This is a genomic window from Fulvivirga ulvae, from assembly GCF_021389975.1.
Taxonomy (GTDB): Bacteria; Bacteroidota; Bacteroidia; order Cytophagales; family Cyclobacteriaceae; genus Fulvivirga; species Fulvivirga ulvae.
Genome location: NZ_CP089981.1, coordinates 4263697 through 4282807, shown reverse-complemented (window position 1 = coordinate 4282807; position 19111 = coordinate 4263697). Strand labels below are relative to the sequence as shown.

The 19111-nt window shown below is 41.4% G+C and carries 15 protein-coding genes; 6 read left to right on the top strand and 9 right to left on the bottom strand.

Going from position 1 to position 19111, the window contains the following annotated elements; translation table 11 throughout:
- Window positions 1-28 precede the first annotated feature (28 nt).
- From LVD17_RS18280 to LVD17_RS18255, 6 genes are all read right to left on the bottom strand, one after another.
- Window positions 29-2404 carry an ABC transporter permease gene (locus LVD17_RS18280; RefSeq protein WP_233760452.1) on the bottom strand — a complete coding sequence of 792 codons (2376 nt, stop codon included), beginning with the start codon at window positions 2402-2404 and terminating at the stop codon, window positions 29-31.
- Between the two features lie 457 nt (window positions 2405-2861).
- A complete protein-coding gene (locus LVD17_RS18275; protein ID WP_233760451.1) occupies window positions 2862-3548 on the bottom strand; it encodes a hypothetical protein in 687 nt (228 codons plus the stop codon).
- Entirely contained in the window at window positions 3545-4804 is a 1260-nt protein-coding gene (locus tag LVD17_RS18270; protein ID WP_233760450.1) for a lanthionine synthetase LanC family protein, read from the bottom strand. The genes LVD17_RS18275 and LVD17_RS18270 overlap by 4 nt, the downstream gene beginning before the upstream one ends.
- A gap of 3 nt (window positions 4805-4807) precedes the next feature.
- On the bottom strand, window positions 4808-5830 hold the full coding sequence (locus LVD17_RS18265; protein WP_233760449.1) for a thiopeptide-type bacteriocin biosynthesis protein: 1023 nt from the start codon (window positions 5828-5830) through the stop codon (window positions 4808-4810).
- Between the two features lie 8 nt (window positions 5831-5838).
- On the bottom strand, window positions 5839-8841 hold the full coding sequence (locus LVD17_RS18260; RefSeq protein ID WP_233760448.1) for a lantibiotic dehydratase: 3003 nt from the start codon (window positions 8839-8841) through the stop codon (window positions 5839-5841).
- Window positions 8842-9063: 222 nt separating this feature from the next.
- Entirely contained in the window at window positions 9064-10362 is a 1299-nt protein-coding gene (locus tag LVD17_RS18255; protein ID WP_233760447.1) for an HlyD family secretion protein, read from the bottom strand.
- A gap of 302 nt (window positions 10363-10664) precedes the next feature.
- Here LVD17_RS18255 and LVD17_RS18250 point away from each other — a divergent pair, with 302 nt between their 5' ends.
- From LVD17_RS18250 to LVD17_RS28725, 5 genes are all read left to right on the top strand, one after another.
- Window positions 10665-11327 carry a response regulator gene (locus LVD17_RS18250; RefSeq protein ID WP_233760446.1) on the top strand — a complete coding sequence of 221 codons (663 nt, stop codon included), beginning with the start codon at window positions 10665-10667 and terminating at the stop codon, window positions 11325-11327.
- Window positions 11324-13315, top strand: a complete 1992-nt coding sequence (locus tag LVD17_RS18245; protein ID WP_233760445.1) for a tetratricopeptide repeat-containing sensor histidine kinase — start codon at window positions 11324-11326, stop codon at window positions 13313-13315. The genes LVD17_RS18250 and LVD17_RS18245 overlap by 4 nt, the downstream gene beginning before the upstream one ends.
- 106 nt (window positions 13316-13421) lie before the next feature.
- Complete coding sequence (locus LVD17_RS18240; protein WP_233760444.1) at window positions 13422-13619, top strand: pinensin family lanthipeptide; 198 nt, start codon at window positions 13422-13424, stop codon at window positions 13617-13619.
- Window positions 13620-13638: 19 nt separating this feature from the next.
- Window positions 13639-13851 (top strand): hypothetical protein, encoded by a 213-nt coding sequence (locus LVD17_RS18235; protein WP_233760443.1) that lies wholly within the window; start codon window positions 13639-13641, stop codon window positions 13849-13851.
- A gap of 27 nt (window positions 13852-13878) precedes the next feature.
- Entirely contained in the window at window positions 13879-14037 is a 159-nt protein-coding gene (locus tag LVD17_RS28725) for a pinensin family lanthipeptide (protein ID WP_370688771.1), read from the top strand.
- Window positions 14038-14136: 99 nt separating this feature from the next.
- Here the strand turns inward: LVD17_RS28725 and LVD17_RS18230 are convergent, their stop codons facing one another.
- Window positions 14137-14385 (bottom strand): pinensin family lanthipeptide, encoded by a 249-nt coding sequence (locus LVD17_RS18230; RefSeq protein WP_233760442.1) that lies wholly within the window; start codon window positions 14383-14385, stop codon window positions 14137-14139.
- 153 nt (window positions 14386-14538) lie between these two features.
- On the bottom strand, window positions 14539-16731 hold the full coding sequence (locus tag LVD17_RS18225; protein ID WP_233760441.1) for a peptidase domain-containing ABC transporter: 2193 nt from the start codon (window positions 16729-16731) through the stop codon (window positions 14539-14541).
- 308 nt (window positions 16732-17039) lie between these two features.
- On the opposite strand from LVD17_RS18225, the gene LVD17_RS18220 reads away from it, so the two are divergent.
- Window positions 17040-18197: a DUF3103 family protein gene (locus LVD17_RS18220; RefSeq protein WP_233760440.1), complete on the top strand. Its 1158-nt coding sequence runs from the start codon at window positions 17040-17042 to the stop codon at window positions 18195-18197.
- A gap of 205 nt (window positions 18198-18402) precedes the next feature.
- On the opposite strand, the gene LVD17_RS18215 is transcribed toward LVD17_RS18220, so the two are convergent.
- The gene (locus LVD17_RS18215; protein ID WP_009581509.1) at window positions 18403-19092 is read right to left on the bottom strand and encodes an ABC transporter ATP-binding protein; all 690 of its coding nucleotides are present in this window, start codon (window positions 19090-19092) and stop codon (window positions 18403-18405) included.
- Window positions 19093-19111 lie beyond the last annotated feature (19 nt).

The window sequence follows — 19111 nt, the reverse complement described above, 5'->3', positions numbered from 1 at the left end:
ACAGAAGTTACATGCCTTCCGGCCTTTATTATTCATCTCTCAGTGTTAGCGCAGGGCTCATTGAAGCAGCGTTATAGATCTTAAACCCGACAGTTAAAGCTGAGACAACAGAGATCAGTACAATACCTGCCAGAAAGGTTATTAAACCTGCTCCGGTATAGTAAGCCCAAATACTGGCCATCAGCGAATCCACCATATAATAGCCTGCAGCCGAACCTAAAACGGATGCAATCAACAGGATAATCAAAAACTGCTTGTTAAGGTTTTTAGCAATGTTTGTAACAGAAGCTCCCAGCACCTTTCTTACACCTATTTCTTTCATCCGCTTGATGATGTTCAGGGATACCATAGTAAAAAGTCCTGAGGCAGAAAGAAGGGTTGCTATTATACCAAGGAATATAAATAGTTTTAAAATGTTGTTATTCACTGTGGCGGCCTCTTTTATCTCCTCATCCATATATCTGCCATTATATAACCTGTTTGGAAATATCTCTCGCCATTTGGCCTCCATAAATTCATTAACGGCCACCAGGTTACCGGCATCGGCTTTTACAAGTATCCGGGTATATTCTTCAGGTTTGTTCAGGCGCAACATAGTCGGCTCCACTATGTCCCACAGTCCATTGCCATAGTAATCTTTAAAAACCCCGATCACATAGAGCTGTACACTATCGCGCCATACCACTTTCTTACCTATGGCATCTTCCCAGCCGTAAGCGGCCATCATGGTTTCATTTACAATGACGGATTCCTTTCTATCTGTTTCTGAATCTTTTTCAAATTGCCTTCCTTCGAGCAATGTCATACTCATTATATCCATGTAATCCTCGCTGACCTCCATAATGTCGATCTCGCGCTCCATATCTTCAAAACGGACGGGATCATTAATATAGGTCGACATAATGTGATGCTTGGTGCCTGTTACAGATTTTATATCACTATTTCCGGCAAGGGAATTTTTATAAACTTCATACTCATTTTCGCCATTGATGAAGGTATAAATAATGCCTTTCTGGTCAAAACCGAGGTCCAGTTCCTGCTGGTATCTGGCATTTTGAATGAAAGCAACAGCAGAAATTAAAGCTATGAGGGAAATACTGTATTGCAGGGTGAGCAGTGACTTTGTGAAAAAAGTAGTACCTCCGAACTTCATTGTGCCTTTTAGTATACTGGTAGGCTCAAAACTACTGATATAAAATGCCGGATAGCTCCCGGCCAAAAGCCCGGTAACAAGCAATAAACCAAACATGAATATAAAAAAACCTGCATTGCTAAGGTAGTTCATATCCAGCTCCAGGAATTCCCACATCTGGTTATAGGCCGGCACAAGAATCTCGGCCAGTAAAATGGCCACCATACCGGCAAGGAAACAAAGGACAAGGTTCTCAGCCAGAAACTGACCTATCAGCTGGTTTCGCCTGCCGCCCATCACTTTGCGGATACCTATTTCCTTCAACCTGCGGCTGGACATGGCTATGGCAGTGTTTGTGAAATTAAATATGGCTATAAGTAACACTAAAAATGCCATTACAGCCGGGGCAATTACAGCGGCTGTAGGTAAACTATTTCTAAACCAATGATTACGTACATCTTCACGTTCGGCACGGATGGCCATTCCTTCGAAAGGATCAAGATAAAACTCGGATACCTGAAAGTCTTCCCTGGCCTTGTTCTGGTTAGCTTTATATTTTTGCAGCTCCTTTTCTATAAAGGGGATCTTTGACTTGTCCTGAACTTCAATTAAAAGTGTATTCCATATCTTCCAGCTATTTTCATCATACTTATCGAAAGCCTTGAAAAAATTATCGAAATGTGTAATTGCATCAAACTGGAAGCTGGAGTTTGCAGGCATTTTTTCAAATACTCCTGCTACAATATATTCCAAAGTACTGCTGTCAAGTACCTGGGTGATCTGTTTCCCCAAGGCCTCTTCTTCTCCAAAATATTTTGTAGCTAATTCACTGCTAATGAATATCCTGGATTTATCGGTAAGATCATCTTTACTTCCTGTTTTTAACGGAAAATTAAAAAGGTCAAAAAGGCCTTCGTCAGCATAGCCTATTTCGGTGTTGAATAGTTCGTCGGAAATGCGAATATTACCATCGTTGGGTATGTAGCGGATCACCCGCCCGACGCCTGCAATGTTATTTCGTATGCTTTCTCCCAGCGGCATGGGAGCAATACCATTCCTGGTGCGATTTCCCTGAAAGTCTCTGATAAAATTAACTCTGTAAACATTACCGGCGTTCACGTGCTGCTTGTCGTAGCTTGCATTATAGTCATAGTTGATATATGCCACAATACAACAGGCCATGGCTATGCCCAGCCCTAATACGTTAATAATTACATAGGTTTTACTTTTCCAAAGGCTCCTGAGTGTGATTTTGAGGTAGTTTTTCAGCATGGTTGACACTTATTTTGAGTTTGTTGACTGTTGACCGTTTTGACCTTATTCCCTAAAGACTACCCTACATGCCGGAAGGTTGCTTGCCAAGTGTATAATTATTGACCTAGTACTTTGCAATGCATAATAGTAGTTCACGTAAAATGAGACTGAATTGTTTCATAAACGACTATTTAGCAAGCAATTAACAGTTATTGCTCCTTATAGATTTTTCTTACCTGAATAGCAGAGGGTTCTGCGCTGTCGATCTAGTACGGTTTAACTTAACTCTGAAAGGTGGGAGCTTCCGCTTATCATATTCAATGACAAGTGTTCTCTTCAATTTCCGAAAAGACCGGCACCTCTGCTTTAGTGTATCATTTCTGTCAGTGCCTCTGAACAGTCAAGCCTTACCAAACTTTTGGAAATTTAGCAAGCCGTCATTTAGTTGTGCCTGTTAATAAACCTGATCTCGTTTTTACCGGGGCACAACTTCAGAATTGCTCATAAACAATATTCCCTGCTGCAAAGCTTCTGTAATCTGATATATGGTTACTTCTTTGACCTGATCCATTTCTGCCTGTTCGGTAACTTCAAATTCATCAACCATTTCGGAGATCACCTGTTTAACGCTCTTCGGTTCTTCAAATTTTGAGATCACGGTATAAGCAAAATCATTCAGGGGAAATTCGAGAAGGTACTCTGCTGTTGGAATGAATATAGCGTAGTCTTCCTCATCATTGTTTTTAGCTACCTCCTCCGGCAGCTCAAACAGCACATGCTCTTGCGGCAGCATAAGTTCCGCATTGATTAGCTCTGCTCCTTCTCTTAAACATGCCTGATTTTTCTCTATTTCAACTATTCTCCTGATCCTGTTATACGAGTGACTTTCTATTGTGCTGTCTAGCTCTTCTTTTTTAAGCTCATACTGCCACACTTTCAGCATTTCGGTATCAGCTTTATCAGCAACGGCCTTGTCTATGGCTTCTTTTAACAAATTCATAAATGAACCGTTACTCATGGTATTTAAATCGATCTCCTGCTCAACCTTCCGGTAAGTTAAAGGATACAGGGCAGATGCAAATTTTGACAGTAATTTTTCCAGATCGGCCACCAATATTCCTTCTTTTTTGCCACTATATTTTTGATTAAGGTCTGGCTTCAATATTGTTGGAGCTTCGGGCTTTCCGCCTGATAATAGCAAGTAAAAGTAGCCGATGCCACTATCACCCATAAATAAGCTGATATCATTTTCAGAACCAGCAAATGAATAACCCGAAAGATACTTCCCCTTTTCTTCTTTATAAGCCAGTGCCCGGTCACCTGCCTGTGTCGCCAGTTTAGCATAATTAACATCATCCTGTGTACGCCAGGCCTCAAGAAAAGTATAGCATTACCCCCCACCCCGTGACAAAGGATGCAGGAGCCAACGGACAATCTGGTATCCAATGTTGCACCTATGGTTTTTTCTACCGCCTTTTCCAGGTCTTTACTGTACTGCTCCTTTTTCAATACTTCACAGGCTCGTACCCTGGATAATCCAATACCGGGGGCTCCATGGCACCACGCGGACATATCCCCCGGAAGTAAAAAATAATCTTTCTTTCCATCTAAATATCTCTCCCTGTTTTCACCAAGTGTTTTTTCATTGTAAAAGCCTCTTCTGAAATCCGGCCAGTTGCTAAACGGCTCATGGAAGAAATGATTTTCATAGGCAAAGGCATTCTCCGCAACCCAATAGAAACTGTTGTTGTCAAAGTATCTTCCTAACTCAAGAAAAACATAGCCTATGCCGGCGGCTCCATGTGAGAAGCCACAAAGCCCCGTGATATTGGTACCGGACCTGTCCCAATAAAAACCATGTGGGGTGATGTTGGTCCGTTCTATCAGGTGCAGGGCATACCTTTCTATATTCGCCAGCACCCGCTCGTCTCCGGTTGCAGCATGGAGGTGCAACAGACCTAACAGCGTTCCCGAAACGCCATTGATCAGGTCATCGATTTTCCGATCCATAGCCAGGAATGCTTCACACCCTTCTGCTATTTTAAGGGCCTTGGCTTTATAGCTATCATCCTTAAAAAAATCGGCCAGCACCAACATCAGATAAGAAACACCCATTCGACCTGTATAAAAAGCATAATAATCGGTTTTGTTGGCCATACAATAGTTTTCAAGCCAACGGGCCCCTTCTTCTACAGCTTCAAGATACCTGTCATCACTTGTACGTTTGTAAAGCTCAAGGAAGTAATAAACAATACCGGCCGTGCCTGAATATAAGCTCTCTGATATCTCCCACTGAATCTCCAGGTCCCCGGTAGAAGACATGGTTTTCCAGGTATATCCATCCGCTGTTTTCTCCACTCGTTCCAGTATTTCATCCCCTATCCGGATGGCTTCGTTTAAATATTTATCTTTATCCATTACTTACTGAATTTCCAAAACTTTAATACTTTCCCTCACCAGATATGCCAGGTATCCTTCGTCACGATTCATAATTCCCATTCTGTTATTAATCATGTGTATGTAGCTGTCATATATGGCCCATAATTGTTGCTTTTCTTCCGGCACTCCTGTATTTTCTTTCATAGCATACCATTCAGGCACTACCAGTTTTCCTTCTTTTTGCAGTGTTCGCAGGTCAGCTTTTATATTTCTCATATCAGTAAGCCACTGGTTTAGCCACTCCTGGTCAAAACTCTGCTTCTCTTCAAATGCTTCCCATACCGTCTGAAAAAACGGAATGAGACTTTCCTTATGTGCTTCAAAATTACTTTCAAAAGCCTTCAGAGTTTCTTGCTTTCTTCTTGCCAGCTCTTCTTTCGATATGTCTTTTTCATAAAAGTAATAGGCCCTGGGCAGCCAGTTCTGAAACACTTCTGAAAAAAATTTCGAAGCTTCGTGCTGATCCATACCAACGCCATAGGCAAAGCCGAGATGCAGTTGTATTGCTGCCCCCAGGGCACGGTTATAGTCCCAAGAATCAAGTCCTTCTTCTACAATTTTGAGTGTAGCTTCGGATGAAGCCTGGAATTGCCGTTCGGAAACCAGCAGTGCATGTTCTCCTCCGTATCTTTCGGTTTCAGGATCGTACGCTATAAACTGTACCGAGTTGTTTGGATACCACTGCTGTTGCTCAGGTACATCTTTCAACCATTCCGGGTCCTGCCTCTCCGAAGGCCGGTTTTTAAAGTAGTTGTTAACATGCTCAGTGAGCAACGGTTTAACCTTATTCTCAAGTATGGCTCTATCACCTTTGAACCTTAGTCTGATATGAGGGCCCTTCTCCCAGTACCTGATAAAAAAATATTGGTCAGCCATTTGATTTTCCATAACCTGGTCTATCAAAGGCTTTACCCCATTGATGAGAAATTCTTCCCAGGGTTCGGCATAATAAAGAAAGGCTGCCAGCCAGGCTTTATCAGGTGCAGAATTATTTTTTTGAGACATTGTATTCTTTATTTATTATACCACTGAACTACAAACTCCGAAACAAAGCGCGAGTCATCAATTTTTAACATTTGTTTTGAATCAGGGAGCATCTCCACGATTTTCATATTCAAAGGTACTCTGTCTATCAACTTTTCCAGTAAACTGACCAAAAGTGGATTAGTAAAGTCGATATACTGAGGTTTGTAATCATCTCTTGTCAGCTTTTTCATGGCCTCTTCATCCATGTTTGCATCACCCCACCGGTTAGTGTTTACAAATACAAATACCTCATCAGGCATATTGTTACCCTTTCGCCACGTATTAATATTCTTGAAGTACTGCCAATCAGTATCATTAGGGTGCCTCTGCGGTAACAGGACTTTAGGTACAAACCAGGTCTTTCTTTGCAGCACCAGCATGTCTTTGTATACTACCCTGGGTAAAACGTTTATCTCTTTCTTGTCCTCTTTTACTTCCTTGCCTTTCTCGTTGCTATTTTCTTCCGGGGTGTTGAGCTGGTTAACCGCATTGACCAGTGGTTGAGCAAACAGGTACTCTGCCTTGGTAAACTTTTCAAGAAGCTGAAAAAGCTGGGACCGTCCGCTATGTCCCTGAAAGCCGAGATCAAAAACATAAGCTCTTTTCCCCGTAGACACGTGAATTAAATTCAGCTCATCTGCCTCAGCGCTATATTCCACCTGAAAGTCAGTAATAGGTATTTGCTTGTCAGCAGGCAGCGAATTATGGCCTCCCGGCATCCATATCTCATAAGGCATAAGTGTCGGGTGAAGGTTGGCATTGAAATATGATGCATCAATGTCTTCTATAAAAAGAGATTCTTCATCACTCTGCTCTACATTCCAGTTCCTTATTTCATCAGTTAGTTTATGGTCAAAGATGTGGAGAAAGCGGCTAACCATTTTGCCATATCCTGGGAAAGTACTATTTAAAGCTGCCTTCAGCTTGCCCCCTTCATAATAAAACTGCAAAAATGATCCGTATGAATTGGTATCACCATCAGTACCAACAAAGCCGACCTCTTTATTGGCATATTTAAAGGGTTCGATATCTACATTAATTTCATGGGCATCCCATTCTACTGTTTTTTTAAGTTGTTTTTTAGCCTCCGCCTTCCACTTCATAATTTTTCCCTGCTTCTCTTTCTGCCCTGGCAGCGCAAATTCATCAACAGTATCCATTTCCTTGTCTTCGGCTGTTTCTGGCATAGCGTCCTTTTCATTCGCTCCGTTCTTCCGGCTCCCTTCCTCTTGCTCCTGCTTCAGTTTTTCACGAGCTTCTTTCTTCCTTTTTTCTTCCCGTTCCTTTTCCGGCTTTTTAAATTCCCGGAAGTAGTCTTCGTAAAAAGTAAGCAAGTCAACCGGCTCATTTTTACCATACTTCTTCAGGAAGTAAGCCCGCATCTTCTCTTTCTCTTCCTCATTGCCTTTGAAAAACCGCATTTGGTTTAGCAGCTCATTAAGATTGGAAATAATGGTGAAGACCTCCTCTTGTCCCAAGACCGCATTTACCTCCCTGGTGGTGTCCTCATAAAACATCTGTTCGGGCTTTATGGCAAAGTAAGTAGAGGTTTCATGTTTAAAAGTTACCTCCTCTTTTTCTTCTGCATCCTTTTCATCCTGCACTGCTTCGCTCTTGTCCTGGTCTTTCTTCTTTTTCTCCTCTTCTTCCTTTTTCCTTTTTGCCTCTTCGATAAGCTCTTTTTCCGTTTTTCTCTCATCGGCCGGGAGGCCTGCTTCTTCATGGATTTTCATGTAGATTTCACGAAATGTATCATATGCCTGCTGTAATAAGGAGTGTCGTTCCTGCACATTACTTTGAGCATACTTATTTCCAAGCTGGCGGATAGCTTTAAGGGCATCCAGTAGCTCTGCGATATACTGTACCCCATGCTGCACCTGACTTTCCAAAGCACTGACAAGCTTTACATCCCAGTCAGGGTCTACTCCTGAAACCCCAACATTGTACTCAAGCAGGCCAAACTCTATCAACTGCTTAATATAGCTTTCAACCTCCTCTGCCGAAGCATCTATGTCATTTTGCAGGCCCTCGATCAGGTCTATGAACCTTACGCCTTCTGTGTACTCCTGTACCACCCCGGCAATATGCTCTACCACTGGGTTATAGGGTATCCGTTGGAATGACTCTATATTGTTGTTATTTGTAAGGTATAAGAAATGGTCTTCACGGTTCTGGTATGTAGGGTTACAACGCAAAGGAAACAATATGTAGGAAGGTCTGTAGTTTTTTAGCAGGTCCATTACATATTTCAGTAAATAGTTGTTGAGTCTGATGTGCCCTTTAACCTGTAAGCCGCCTAATGCGCTGATCTGAATATTGCCCTGACCTTCCCTGATAGCACCCATTGAAAGGTTCGTAAAGGTGCTAAAGGGTGAAGTCTTGGCATACATTCGTGTCAGGTATTGGAGCAGGCTTTGTTCGACCTGATGCTCCTTTTTTCTAAATGTATCCGCCGGCCTTTTTTTAAAGGAATCCAGTCTGTTTAGCAGTGTCCTGCTTGACAGGATCAGACCCTTTTTAAAGTGTTCGGAATCAACCAACTGCTTTAGCTGCTCCCGGCCTCCATGCAGCTCTTCAGCAAAGACGGATTCTCCTGCCTGGGTTTTCTCCTTTAATTCTTTTAGCAATGCAATATACCCCTCAAGACTTTCCTTCAGCAATTGCGGGAGCACCTCTGCAGCCTTATTTATTTTACTGTTCTTTAACCTTCTCTCATTAAATATGTCCCTTCTCAGGTTCTGAACTGTATTTTGAATTTCCGGATTATCGCTGTTGCTAATAAATTCAAAGAGACTGTCACACAATGCTTCTTTACTTTCAGCTTGTTTAAGAGTAAGCCTGTAAATTTCTCTTACTATTTCATTAGATGCCGGAAAGTTTAGCCGGGACCATTCCTCAAACGAATCTCCGCCAACTCTGATAAGGGCGTAAGGAAATAGCTGCATAGTGTTTTTACTCTTGGTGGTGTAGGTTGTTAATGTGTTACCCATAGGTTCAATTTTAACAATATTTTTTTTCCCTTGCCGTAATGGTTTTCAGGGATATTGAACTTTTAATAATAAACGGCAGTCTTTATTTTGCCAGTGTATTACCTCTAAAGTTATGAAGTAAGACTGTTTATTCTATAGCTTTATTTGGTTTTTATATAAAAAAACAAAGCAGGCCAAAATAACCTGCTCAACAATACTATGGTTTGAAGGTTCGTAAAATATCTAATTAACCCTGTCAATAATGTTTCTTAATTGATTAAACACCCTCTCTATCAATCTCTTATCTTTAGTTATAATCTCGGCTGTCCCCTGCATTTCCTGCTTAAAATCCAGTTGTTTATTATAGGTGCTGTTCAATCCTCCCGGCAGGCTGATCCTGATGCTGTAAAGGTTATCTCTCGGAACAAGGGATATGGACTCTATCTTGCCTATCACCATGCCATATTCATTAGAGGGATAGTTATTTAGCATAATATTAACCTTTTGCCCAACCTCCACTTTACCTGATCCTTGCACGGGCATGGCTACATTGCCTATCACATCTCCCGACTCCGGCACTACCGTCATCACTTCTTCTCCTGCCTGCACATACTGATTGTCACTCCAGAATTTTGAAAATGCCACTTTTCCTTCAACCGGGGTTATTAACAGGAAATTTTGCTTCCAGGCCAGCAGGTCACTTTCCAGTTTTTCCAGTGCTTCAACCATAGCTGTAAACATCTGATCAGTCTCCTGCTCCTCTTTGAGTATGAGTTCATTGATCTGCCCTTGTAGCTGGGCTATCTGTATACTGTTCTGAATAATGGAGGACTCGATATTTTCTTTATTTCTTTTATTCTGCAAATAGCTGGCTTTTGACCGGTTCATGACCGGTTTGGTACCTGCGCCCTGTTGATAGAGCAGGGAATCATCGTGATATATGGTCCGAGAGATTTTTATCTCTTCATCAACCAGTGACAGCTGCTCATTAAGTCCTTTATTGAGTGCCCTGTAATACTCTACACGTTTATTTAATGCCTGCCTTTGGTTACTATAAAAGGATATGGCTATGTAACGCTTAGCATCTTCAACAATGGAGTTAAATGCTGAATAGGTGCTTTGGAGCGAACCTAAATTTAGTGATTCGTCAAGTTTCACCGCTTCAATATTAACCGGCCGTTTATAAATCAGCTCTCTGATTTCTGCCAGTTGTTTATCCAGCTTTAGCACGTCTTCAGTGGATGCCGGGTTTTCAATTACACCAAGAAGCGCCTCATCCCGTACCTGTTGTTTATCTTCAACCAAAAGGCTTATTCTGCCATTGGCCCTTGCTACAAGGTGTACCGGCGGGGTCTGAGTGGTAAGCACGACCTGTGCCGCTACCGTATCTGGATATTTTATAAACCAGCTGGCTGCAATCAATATAAGTATAACCATGAATACCAGTGTAATACCCCACCTGATCAACCAGTGTGGCACATGGCTCAGTATTTCCTGCACTTCCTCACTCCTAAGTTGTATTTGTTCTTCTGCGTTAGGCATAGCTCTTTATATGGGGTACCAAAATACGTATTGCTGTCTTCGTGTAAAAACCTATTGGTAAGTTTATGTTAAAAGTAACTGTTTTTAGGGATAAGCGAAGGGCTTTTTATTAAAGGACAAAAATCTATACCTGAATACCGTTATTTTCAATTTTACCTTCTCGCAGGTATTTTTTTAATTTCAGCCATCCAAAAACGGTTATTTACAAACCACGTAAGGTTATACCTTAATTTCCCACCTCTCCCAATCGAAGTATTTTACTATATTAGCCATATTATTTTGTACATTTCAACCCCATTATTATGCTCCCTTCTACGGCAAAAACTATAGACTTAATGATCGTAGATGATCATAAACTATTCCTGGATGGTATAGTTTCTCTTTTAAAGGACTATCCCAGGATTTCCATTGTAGCCTGTGCCAGCGACGGAGAGCAGGCGCTGGAGTTGCTTGAGCAAAATTCCGAAATAGATGTGCTGATCACCGATATAAGTATGCCCAACCTCAACGGGGAAGAGCTGTGCAAAGAGGTAAGAAAAAGGTATCCTAACGTTCACATCCTGGCTCTCTCCATGCATAGCGACAGCAAAAGCATAAAAAAAATACTTAAAAATGGTGCCACGGGATATATACTAAAAAACACGGGCAAAGGCGAGCTTATTGAGGCCATAGAGCATGTGGCTAACGGACAGACTTACTTTAGCGAAAGCGTGAAAAATAATATAATGGCTGGCATTACCGGCCTTGAAGAAAGTGACGAAAATGCCAACGTGAGACTAACCAAGCGTGAAATTGAAATACTCAGGTTAATTGCTTCAGAATATACGACCAACCAAATCGCTGATACACTTTTTATAAGCTTGCACACCGTAGAAAGCCACAGAAAAAATATTATGCGTAAGACAAAGGCCAAAAACATGGCTGGTCTTATTAAACATGCCGTTAAAGCCGGAATAGTAGAATGAACATATCCAAAGCATGCTTTCTGGCAGGACTAATTCTATGGAGCATAACAGCTGGTGCACAGCACAATGTGGTTGATAGCCTGAATACTTTAATTAAAAGCAATGAAATCAGTGATTCTTTAAGGATTGAAGCTATCGTAGAACTATCGTCTGTATTGAGATATACTGATTATGAACAGGCTCTGACTGTAAATAACAAGGCACTCTCAGAAAGCAAAAAAAGCCGACTGACCTCAACCGAAGCATCTGCTTACATTACTCGTGCTCTTATTCATAGTCAGGCCGGCAACCTTGATTCAGCAAAACTTTTCTGCAATAAGGCTATTACACTATCAGAAAGTATTAATGATGATCTGCACATGGCCCTGGCTTATAACGTCTTGGGATCTGTAAACCTGTCACAAGGCAATTATGCCAATGCGCTGAGGGCTTATATGGATGGTTTGGAAAGGTTCAGGTCCATATCCCACGAAAGTGGAACTGCGGCAACCCTTAACCGTATTGGTAACTTTTACCTGAAAAGAAAGCAATACAATAGTTCCAGGCTTTATTACGAGCAATCTCTGTCGGTATTTGAAAAGCTCAACAGGCAAGATCAGGTTACCGGTATTCTGAATAATATAGGAGTCTCTTACTACCAGGAAAACAACTTCACCCGGGCACTGGAATACTTCTCAAAATCAACAGAAATACTAGAAGAAATAGATATGCCCGAAAAGCTTGCCATAAGAGAGCTCAATATAGGTAAAACAAACACCCATCTCGAAAAGTACCATGAAGCGGACCTCTATCTCAAAAAATCACTGGAGCATGCCAGGCAATATAATGACAAAAAAGTGATGTGCCAGTCGCTGTTGAACCTGGGTATACTTAAGAGACTGCAACATGAGAATGCCACAGCTATTACCTATCTTGAAGAAGGCCTGAAGCTCACCAGGAGTATGCACGACCACGATACCGAAATTGAGTTCTACGAGACCATTGCAAAGTCGTATGCTCAACTAAACAACTATGAGCAGGCATATGCCTATTATCAAAAGTTTGACCTTTTAAAGGACAGCCTGCTGAACCTTGAAAAAGACAGGGAAGTACTCATACTTCAAAACCAGTTTGAAGCCAAACAAAATGAACAGAAGATCAGCCTGCTTCAACATGAAGCTGAAAAAAAGAATATTATACTTTTAGCGCTCATCCTGGGCTCAATCCTCCTGATACTTTCTATGGTACTTGTATTGATAAACTATAACAACAAACAAAGAAGTCTCAGGCTAATACATACCCAAAAAGAGGAAATCAGCCGTCAGAAAATTACAGAGCTGCTCAAGGACCAGGAACTCAACTCTGTTAAAAACAAACTCGAAGGGCAGGAAAATGAAAGAAAACGAATTGCCCAGGAACTTCATGATGGTATTGGTGGCACACTGGCCAGCATTAAAATGAATCTTCTGGGCCTGAAAACCGGTGATGGCTCACTGAAAGAAAGACTGAATGACATTACACTGAGGCTTGATAATGCCTGTGAAGAAGTGCGCATGATATCGCATAACCTTATTCCCCCCGTACTGCACAATTCAGCCTTAACTGAAGTAATCAAAAGTTTTGTCAACGAAGTTGTCGGTACAAGGAAAATTGTGGTCAACTACGAATTTTACCCTAAAAAACAAATAGAGGCCATTGACAAAAACATACAGGTCGATATTTACAGGATAATCCAGGAACTGGTAACCAATGCCATCAAACATGCAAATGCGTGTGAGATCAACATTTACCTTACAATGCATGATGATTATGTTAACCTCATGGTTGAAGATGACGGAACAGGATTCAGAAATGACGGCAAGCAGGATGGAATAGGCCTGAAGAACATTCAGTCGCGCGTAGCTGCCCTGGACGGAAAGATTACAATTGACTCTAATATAGGAAAGGGAACAAATGTAATTATCGATCTTTCACTACCTCATGACAAGGTGATACCCACTCATTTCTAACTAAAATATACCTGAAAACCGTTATTTTTTTGTTTACCGGAAAACAGCCAGACGTTCTGATCTGATAAAGTCTTAAATTGCAATTCGGTAGTCATTATTGTACGTCATGAAAAAAAGCAGATTGAATCTTAACGAATTGAAAGTACGGAGCTTCATCACCACGCTCAGGAACTCTGCATACATCAAGAGTGGCAGGGTTATGAGTGATAGTAAACCCGATGGTTCGGAAGTAGATGACAGCTTTACCGATTCCACACCCCTGATTAGTGTGGAGCCGTTTAAAGACTGTAATCCGAGGATTTAGCAAATCAATCCCCTATGATATGAGAAAGAAAAATTTCAAACTGAATACTATAAAGGTAAGCAGTTTCGTAACCTCAATAAAAGGGCTGGATATTAAAGGTGGGAAATCGGAGGTTGATCCTACATCTCAGTCAAAACCTATAACCACAATATGCCCGTCCGGTGAAGGGACAAAGCCCCTGGTGTGTTACCACCAAAGCCTTTTGGAAAATTGTGACGGGCCTATAAAATAGTTTTTGCACATTTAATCAAACCAAACCATGAAAAAAACAAACTTCAAACTAAAATCTTTACAAGTTAAAAGTTTTATAACTTCGGTAGACGCCAAACATATCAGAGGGGCAGGCTCGGAGGTAGAGGATACTCCAACTATGCCTTATGCAATAAGCTGCCTGAATAGTTATTGCAAAATCAAATAGAGCTTTATTTAGCTGGTTAAAAAGGAAGCCCATGCAGTGATGTATGGGCTTCTGTCTTTATTAAATCTGCAGTAAGCGGGTTGCTAAATCCCTGTTATCCTATTGACAAGGACTGCAATGTATAGGCTCATTGGTATCACAAGGTCTGTGTGTATACCAGTTATTAGGATTACAGGAGTCATACGTACCCCCTCCACCTCCGCCACCACCGTCAGGGCAACCAGCCCATCCTGCGGTACACCCATAGGTCAGATATCCGCCCTTAATGGTGTGAGCGCTATCATCCAGGTCCTGAGTGACAAAGCTCTGTACTTTTAACTCCTCAATTTTTAATTTCTTCTTTTTCATGGTAAAAGGATTTAATTAATCTAATTATTTCAATTCCTTTAAAATTAAAAAAGAAAAATTCAAGCAATTGGCCCGGAGGTTTCAAACTGGTCTTATAACATACATGTGCATGAAAACCAGACAGATAACATTTTGACGAGATGCTAAAGAAGGCTAATTACCCAATTCAAGCTGATTTTTTACCAGACGGTAATAATCTCCCCTCTTTTTAGTCAGCTCTGTATGTGTACCAATTTCTGTAATATGTCCCTTATCCAACACTATAATTTGATCCGCGTTCTTTACAGTACTTAGCCTGTGAGCTACTACTATTACGGTTCTGCCTACAAAAAAGCGATCAAGGTTCTCCATTATTACCTTTTCATTGTTGGCATCCAGAGCGTTGGTAGCTTCGTCAAAGAAGATATACTCAGGACTTTTGTAGACTGATCTGGCTATCAATATTCTTTGTTTTTGTCCCTGACTCAGACCATGACCGTCATTCCCTATCTTGGTGTTATAACCCAGGGGAAGTGACTCTATAAACTCCTGTATATTAGCCACCTTAACGGCGTACAGCAGCTTTTCTTTATTGATATAGTCGTCCTTAATAGAAATATTTTTAGCGATAGTATCAGAAAAAATAAAACCATCCTGCAACACAGCACCACACTTATCGCGCCACAGCCTGTTGCTATAATTGTTTAGATTAATATCACCCAGCCTGATCTCCCCCTGTGTAGGTTCGTAAAATTTAAGCAAAAGCTTCACCAGCGTGGTTTTTCCACTCCCGCTGGCCCCAACTATGGCAGTTACCTTACCCTCCGGAATCTCAAGGCTAATATCTTTTAAGGCGTACTCCGAATGTGGACCCTCATATTGAAAAGTTACATGCTCCAGTTTCAGTGACTTATCCTCAGGGAATATAGTGATCTTTTCTTCATTAATATTTTCTTCATCCTCTCTTCCATGAATTTCCCCCAGTCGTTCCAGGCTGATCTTAGCATCCTGTGCCGTATGGATAAAGCCAACCAATTGATTAATTGGAGCATTTAATTGTCCAATAATATACTGAATGGCCAGCATCATACCCAGGGTAATGTCCCCGTCGATCACGGCTTTTGCCGCCAGAAAGGTTATAACAATATTCTTAAGCTCATTGATAAATGAAGAACCCGCCTCCTGGTACTGATTAAGGGCAAGTCCACTGATGCTTACCTTGAATAGCTTTGCCTGTATCCTCTCCCATTCCCAGCGTTTCTGCTTTTCACTATTATGAAGTTTAATTTCCTGCATGCCCGTAATCAACTGGATCAGGTTGCTTTGATTACTTGACATCTGGTCAAAGCGCTTATAGTCCAGATCACGCCTTTTCTTCATAAAAATCATGATCCACGCCATGTATATAGCACTACCTATAAAAAATATGGTGAATATCTTTAAATCATAAATGGCCAGCACCACGCCAAAAATGATAAGATTTATAAATGAGAAAAGGATATTTAGAGTTGAAGATGTAAGAAAAGATTCGATTCTGCTATGATCGCCTATCCTTTGTAGTAAATCGCCAATCATTTTGGTATCGAAAAACGAAACAGGCAGCCTCATTAACTTGATCAGAAAATCCGACAGGATCGAAATATTAATGCGGGTACCCAGGTGTAGCAATATCCACCCCCTTATAAACTCCACCGCTGTTCGACTAAAAAACAACATCAACTGGGCTATCAGTATAAGTGTAACAAAATTCAGGTCCTGATTCTGTATACCTATATCAACGATAGACTGGGTCAAAAACGGAAAGATCAACTGCAGGATACTTCCCACCAGCATACCTATAAAAAGCTGGGTAATGAACTTCCTGTAAGGTCTTAAATACTTGAAAAGAAACTGAAATCCTGATTTATTTACCTTTTCATCCTCAGTAGTGTAAAAATCAGGAGCAGGTTCAAGAAGAAGCACCACCCCAATTTCCTGGCCTTTATCTGTATCACTAAGCCAGCCGTCGAGAAATTCCTTTTTTGTAAGCTTTACCAACCCATGCGCAGGATCAGACACCAGCACATGGTTTTTCTTAAATCCATAAACCACTATAAAGTGTTGCTGCCGCCAGTGGGCTATAAAAGGCGTCGGAGCCTCTTCCTTTAATTTATCAAAAGGGATTTTTGCAGCCAGTGTGCGGAAGCCAATAGATTCAGCCGCATCACTAATGCCCAAAAGAGAAACCCCCTCCCTGGTGATGTAGCTTTTATCCCGTAGTGTCTGTAAAGAATAACTTTTGCCATAATGCTTGGCAATTATCCTTAAGCAGGTAGGACCACAGTCCATGGCATCAAGCTGTCGATAATGTGGGAATTTCTTTAGCATAGGTTGATTAAAAGAGTCGTGAACTTACTAAATTGGTTTTAGTATGCCAAGATTTTATAGGAGTTAGAAATGATAATACGTTGTTTTCTGGTATAACAGCTTTGGTTAGAAAGAAATATCCCTGTTTTCAGGGGTAGTATTCTTCAACAAACGCCTTGGTATATAGCCCATATTTGTGGAGCCCAATCAGCTCACCTGTTAATTTCCATTACACAGGTAAGATTCCAGGTGTTTTTTGTTATGAATGCATAACAAATTAACCTTTCTTCGCCGCTTACCCTTAAACATTTTTAACCTAACCTAAAATTATGATGAAAAAAATTTTATCAGTGTTATCTATTGGACTTTACTTGATTGTATTCACGGCGTGTGAGGAAAATGAGGTAACGCCAGATCCTGTAAACCAGGACCAGAACCCATCACTCGACGCCGTGGCGCAAAACATTGCTGACCTGTTAAGCGAAGGTGAATCTTTTGACAATTTTACTGCCATACTCGAACAGCAAACCGTGGGTATTAAATTGGCAGAAGTACTCACAAGGATCGATGCAGATTCAAAAGAGGGTTCAACCTTCTCAAACCTAAAGGCCTCAGCCCAGTTTTATGATGACCAGTTAAAAACCAATGAAGCCCCTGAGGTAGTGGAGATCCCCGAAGTATGGCTTTACAAGCCTGCTGGCACGAATTCCGTAAACAGGCAAGATGTACTGGTGGCTTACCCTCCTGCAGGCAAAGAGGATGACTGGACAAAAGTAAAGGCCTATACGCTTGACAAAAAAGTAGTTTATCTCGATCCTAACGCAGAGCCGGATGTTCCTGTAATTGTAGTGGACAATCATGGTTTTGAGGCCTTTAAAGTTGAGGTGAGCTACATCAACAAACAATTGCAGCAGGCGGGTTTCCAGAAGAAGATGATCTCTTCTAATACTAAAGGAAGAGCTGCCGCAGCCGGACTGGAAACAACAAAGCTGGACAAAATCAGGCTTAATGATGATGAAGAACCCTGGATAAGTGGTTCTGCCGAAGTATATGCAGTAACTTCAGGAATAAGAAACAGCAGCAATCAGGCAGAAGTGGCCGTGATACCTATGTATTATCTGGACAAGGAGGATAAGGATTACTACCCTAACCAGGTGATGCTTTTCTGGGATGATTACGCATATCAGGCCGCTAACATTCAGCTTTTTGAAAAAGATGATAACCACAACTACCAGGATATGGTGTCCATGCTTGTTAAAGAGCTTACTGCATTAGCAGGAACGTTGAGTGGCCACACCTGGATTACTGCTTTGGGAGTCATAGGTGCCGCCATAGTTGATGCTCTGCCTGCCAGCTTCTGGACCAATGACGACGACTATGTTGACTCTTTCTACACCATTGAAAAGAACAGAAGTTACACTAATTATTATGGTGCAAGAGGAAATGCAAAAGTTAATATGAGTCCTTATTTTATACCTGCCAATTAAGGGCCAGGCAGAATTTCCGGGAAGGCTTACTGGTTTGTAGTAATAAGTTTCACATTGCGAGTTTATTTGCAGAACCAGTTGTTCCACTGATTTTCTACCTGATCCCCTACTTCGCATTAAACTGAGTTTTTAGTTAAATAAAAAACACCCCCGGATTTCATTCGGGGGTGTTTTTATTTTGAGTTTTGACCTTGGTGTTAAGAACTTAAATATGGAATTGCTCCTTGATATTCTCCGTTACCACCTTACCGTCAAACAGGTTAATGATCCTGTGGGCGTAATTGGCATCATAAGGAGAGTGAGTTACCATGATGATAGTTGTTCCTTCTTCATTCAATTCGGCCAAAAGCTTCATTACTTCCTCTCCATTGGCAGAGTCAAGGTTACCTGTAGGCTCATCAGCAAGGATTACTTTCGGCTTGGCTACAATAGCACGGGCTATTGCCACCCTCTGTTGCTGCCCTCCTGAGAGTTGCTGAGGAAAGTGGTTTCTTCTGTGCATGATATTCATTCGTTCCAACACTTCTTCTACTCTTTGTTTTCTTTCTGCTGAAGGAACTTTCAGGTACAGTAAAGGGAGCTCCACGTTTTCAAATACAGTCAACTCATCAATAAGGTTGAAGCTTTGGAACACGAAACCAATTGAGCCTTTGCGAAGTTGCGCACGCTGACGCTCAGAGTAGTGCGACACCTCGTGCTCTCCGAAGTAGTATTCACCATCAGAAGGATTGTCCAACAGTCCCAGGATGTTTAGCAGCGTAGACTTTCCACATCCGGAAGGGCCCATAATGGCTACGAACTCTCCTTCTTTGATTTCAATGTTTATACTATTCAGAGCGGTTGTTTCTACCTCATCTGTAGTATAAACCTTTTGTAGATTTTTGATTTTTATCATGGTATTAGTGTTTTTAATG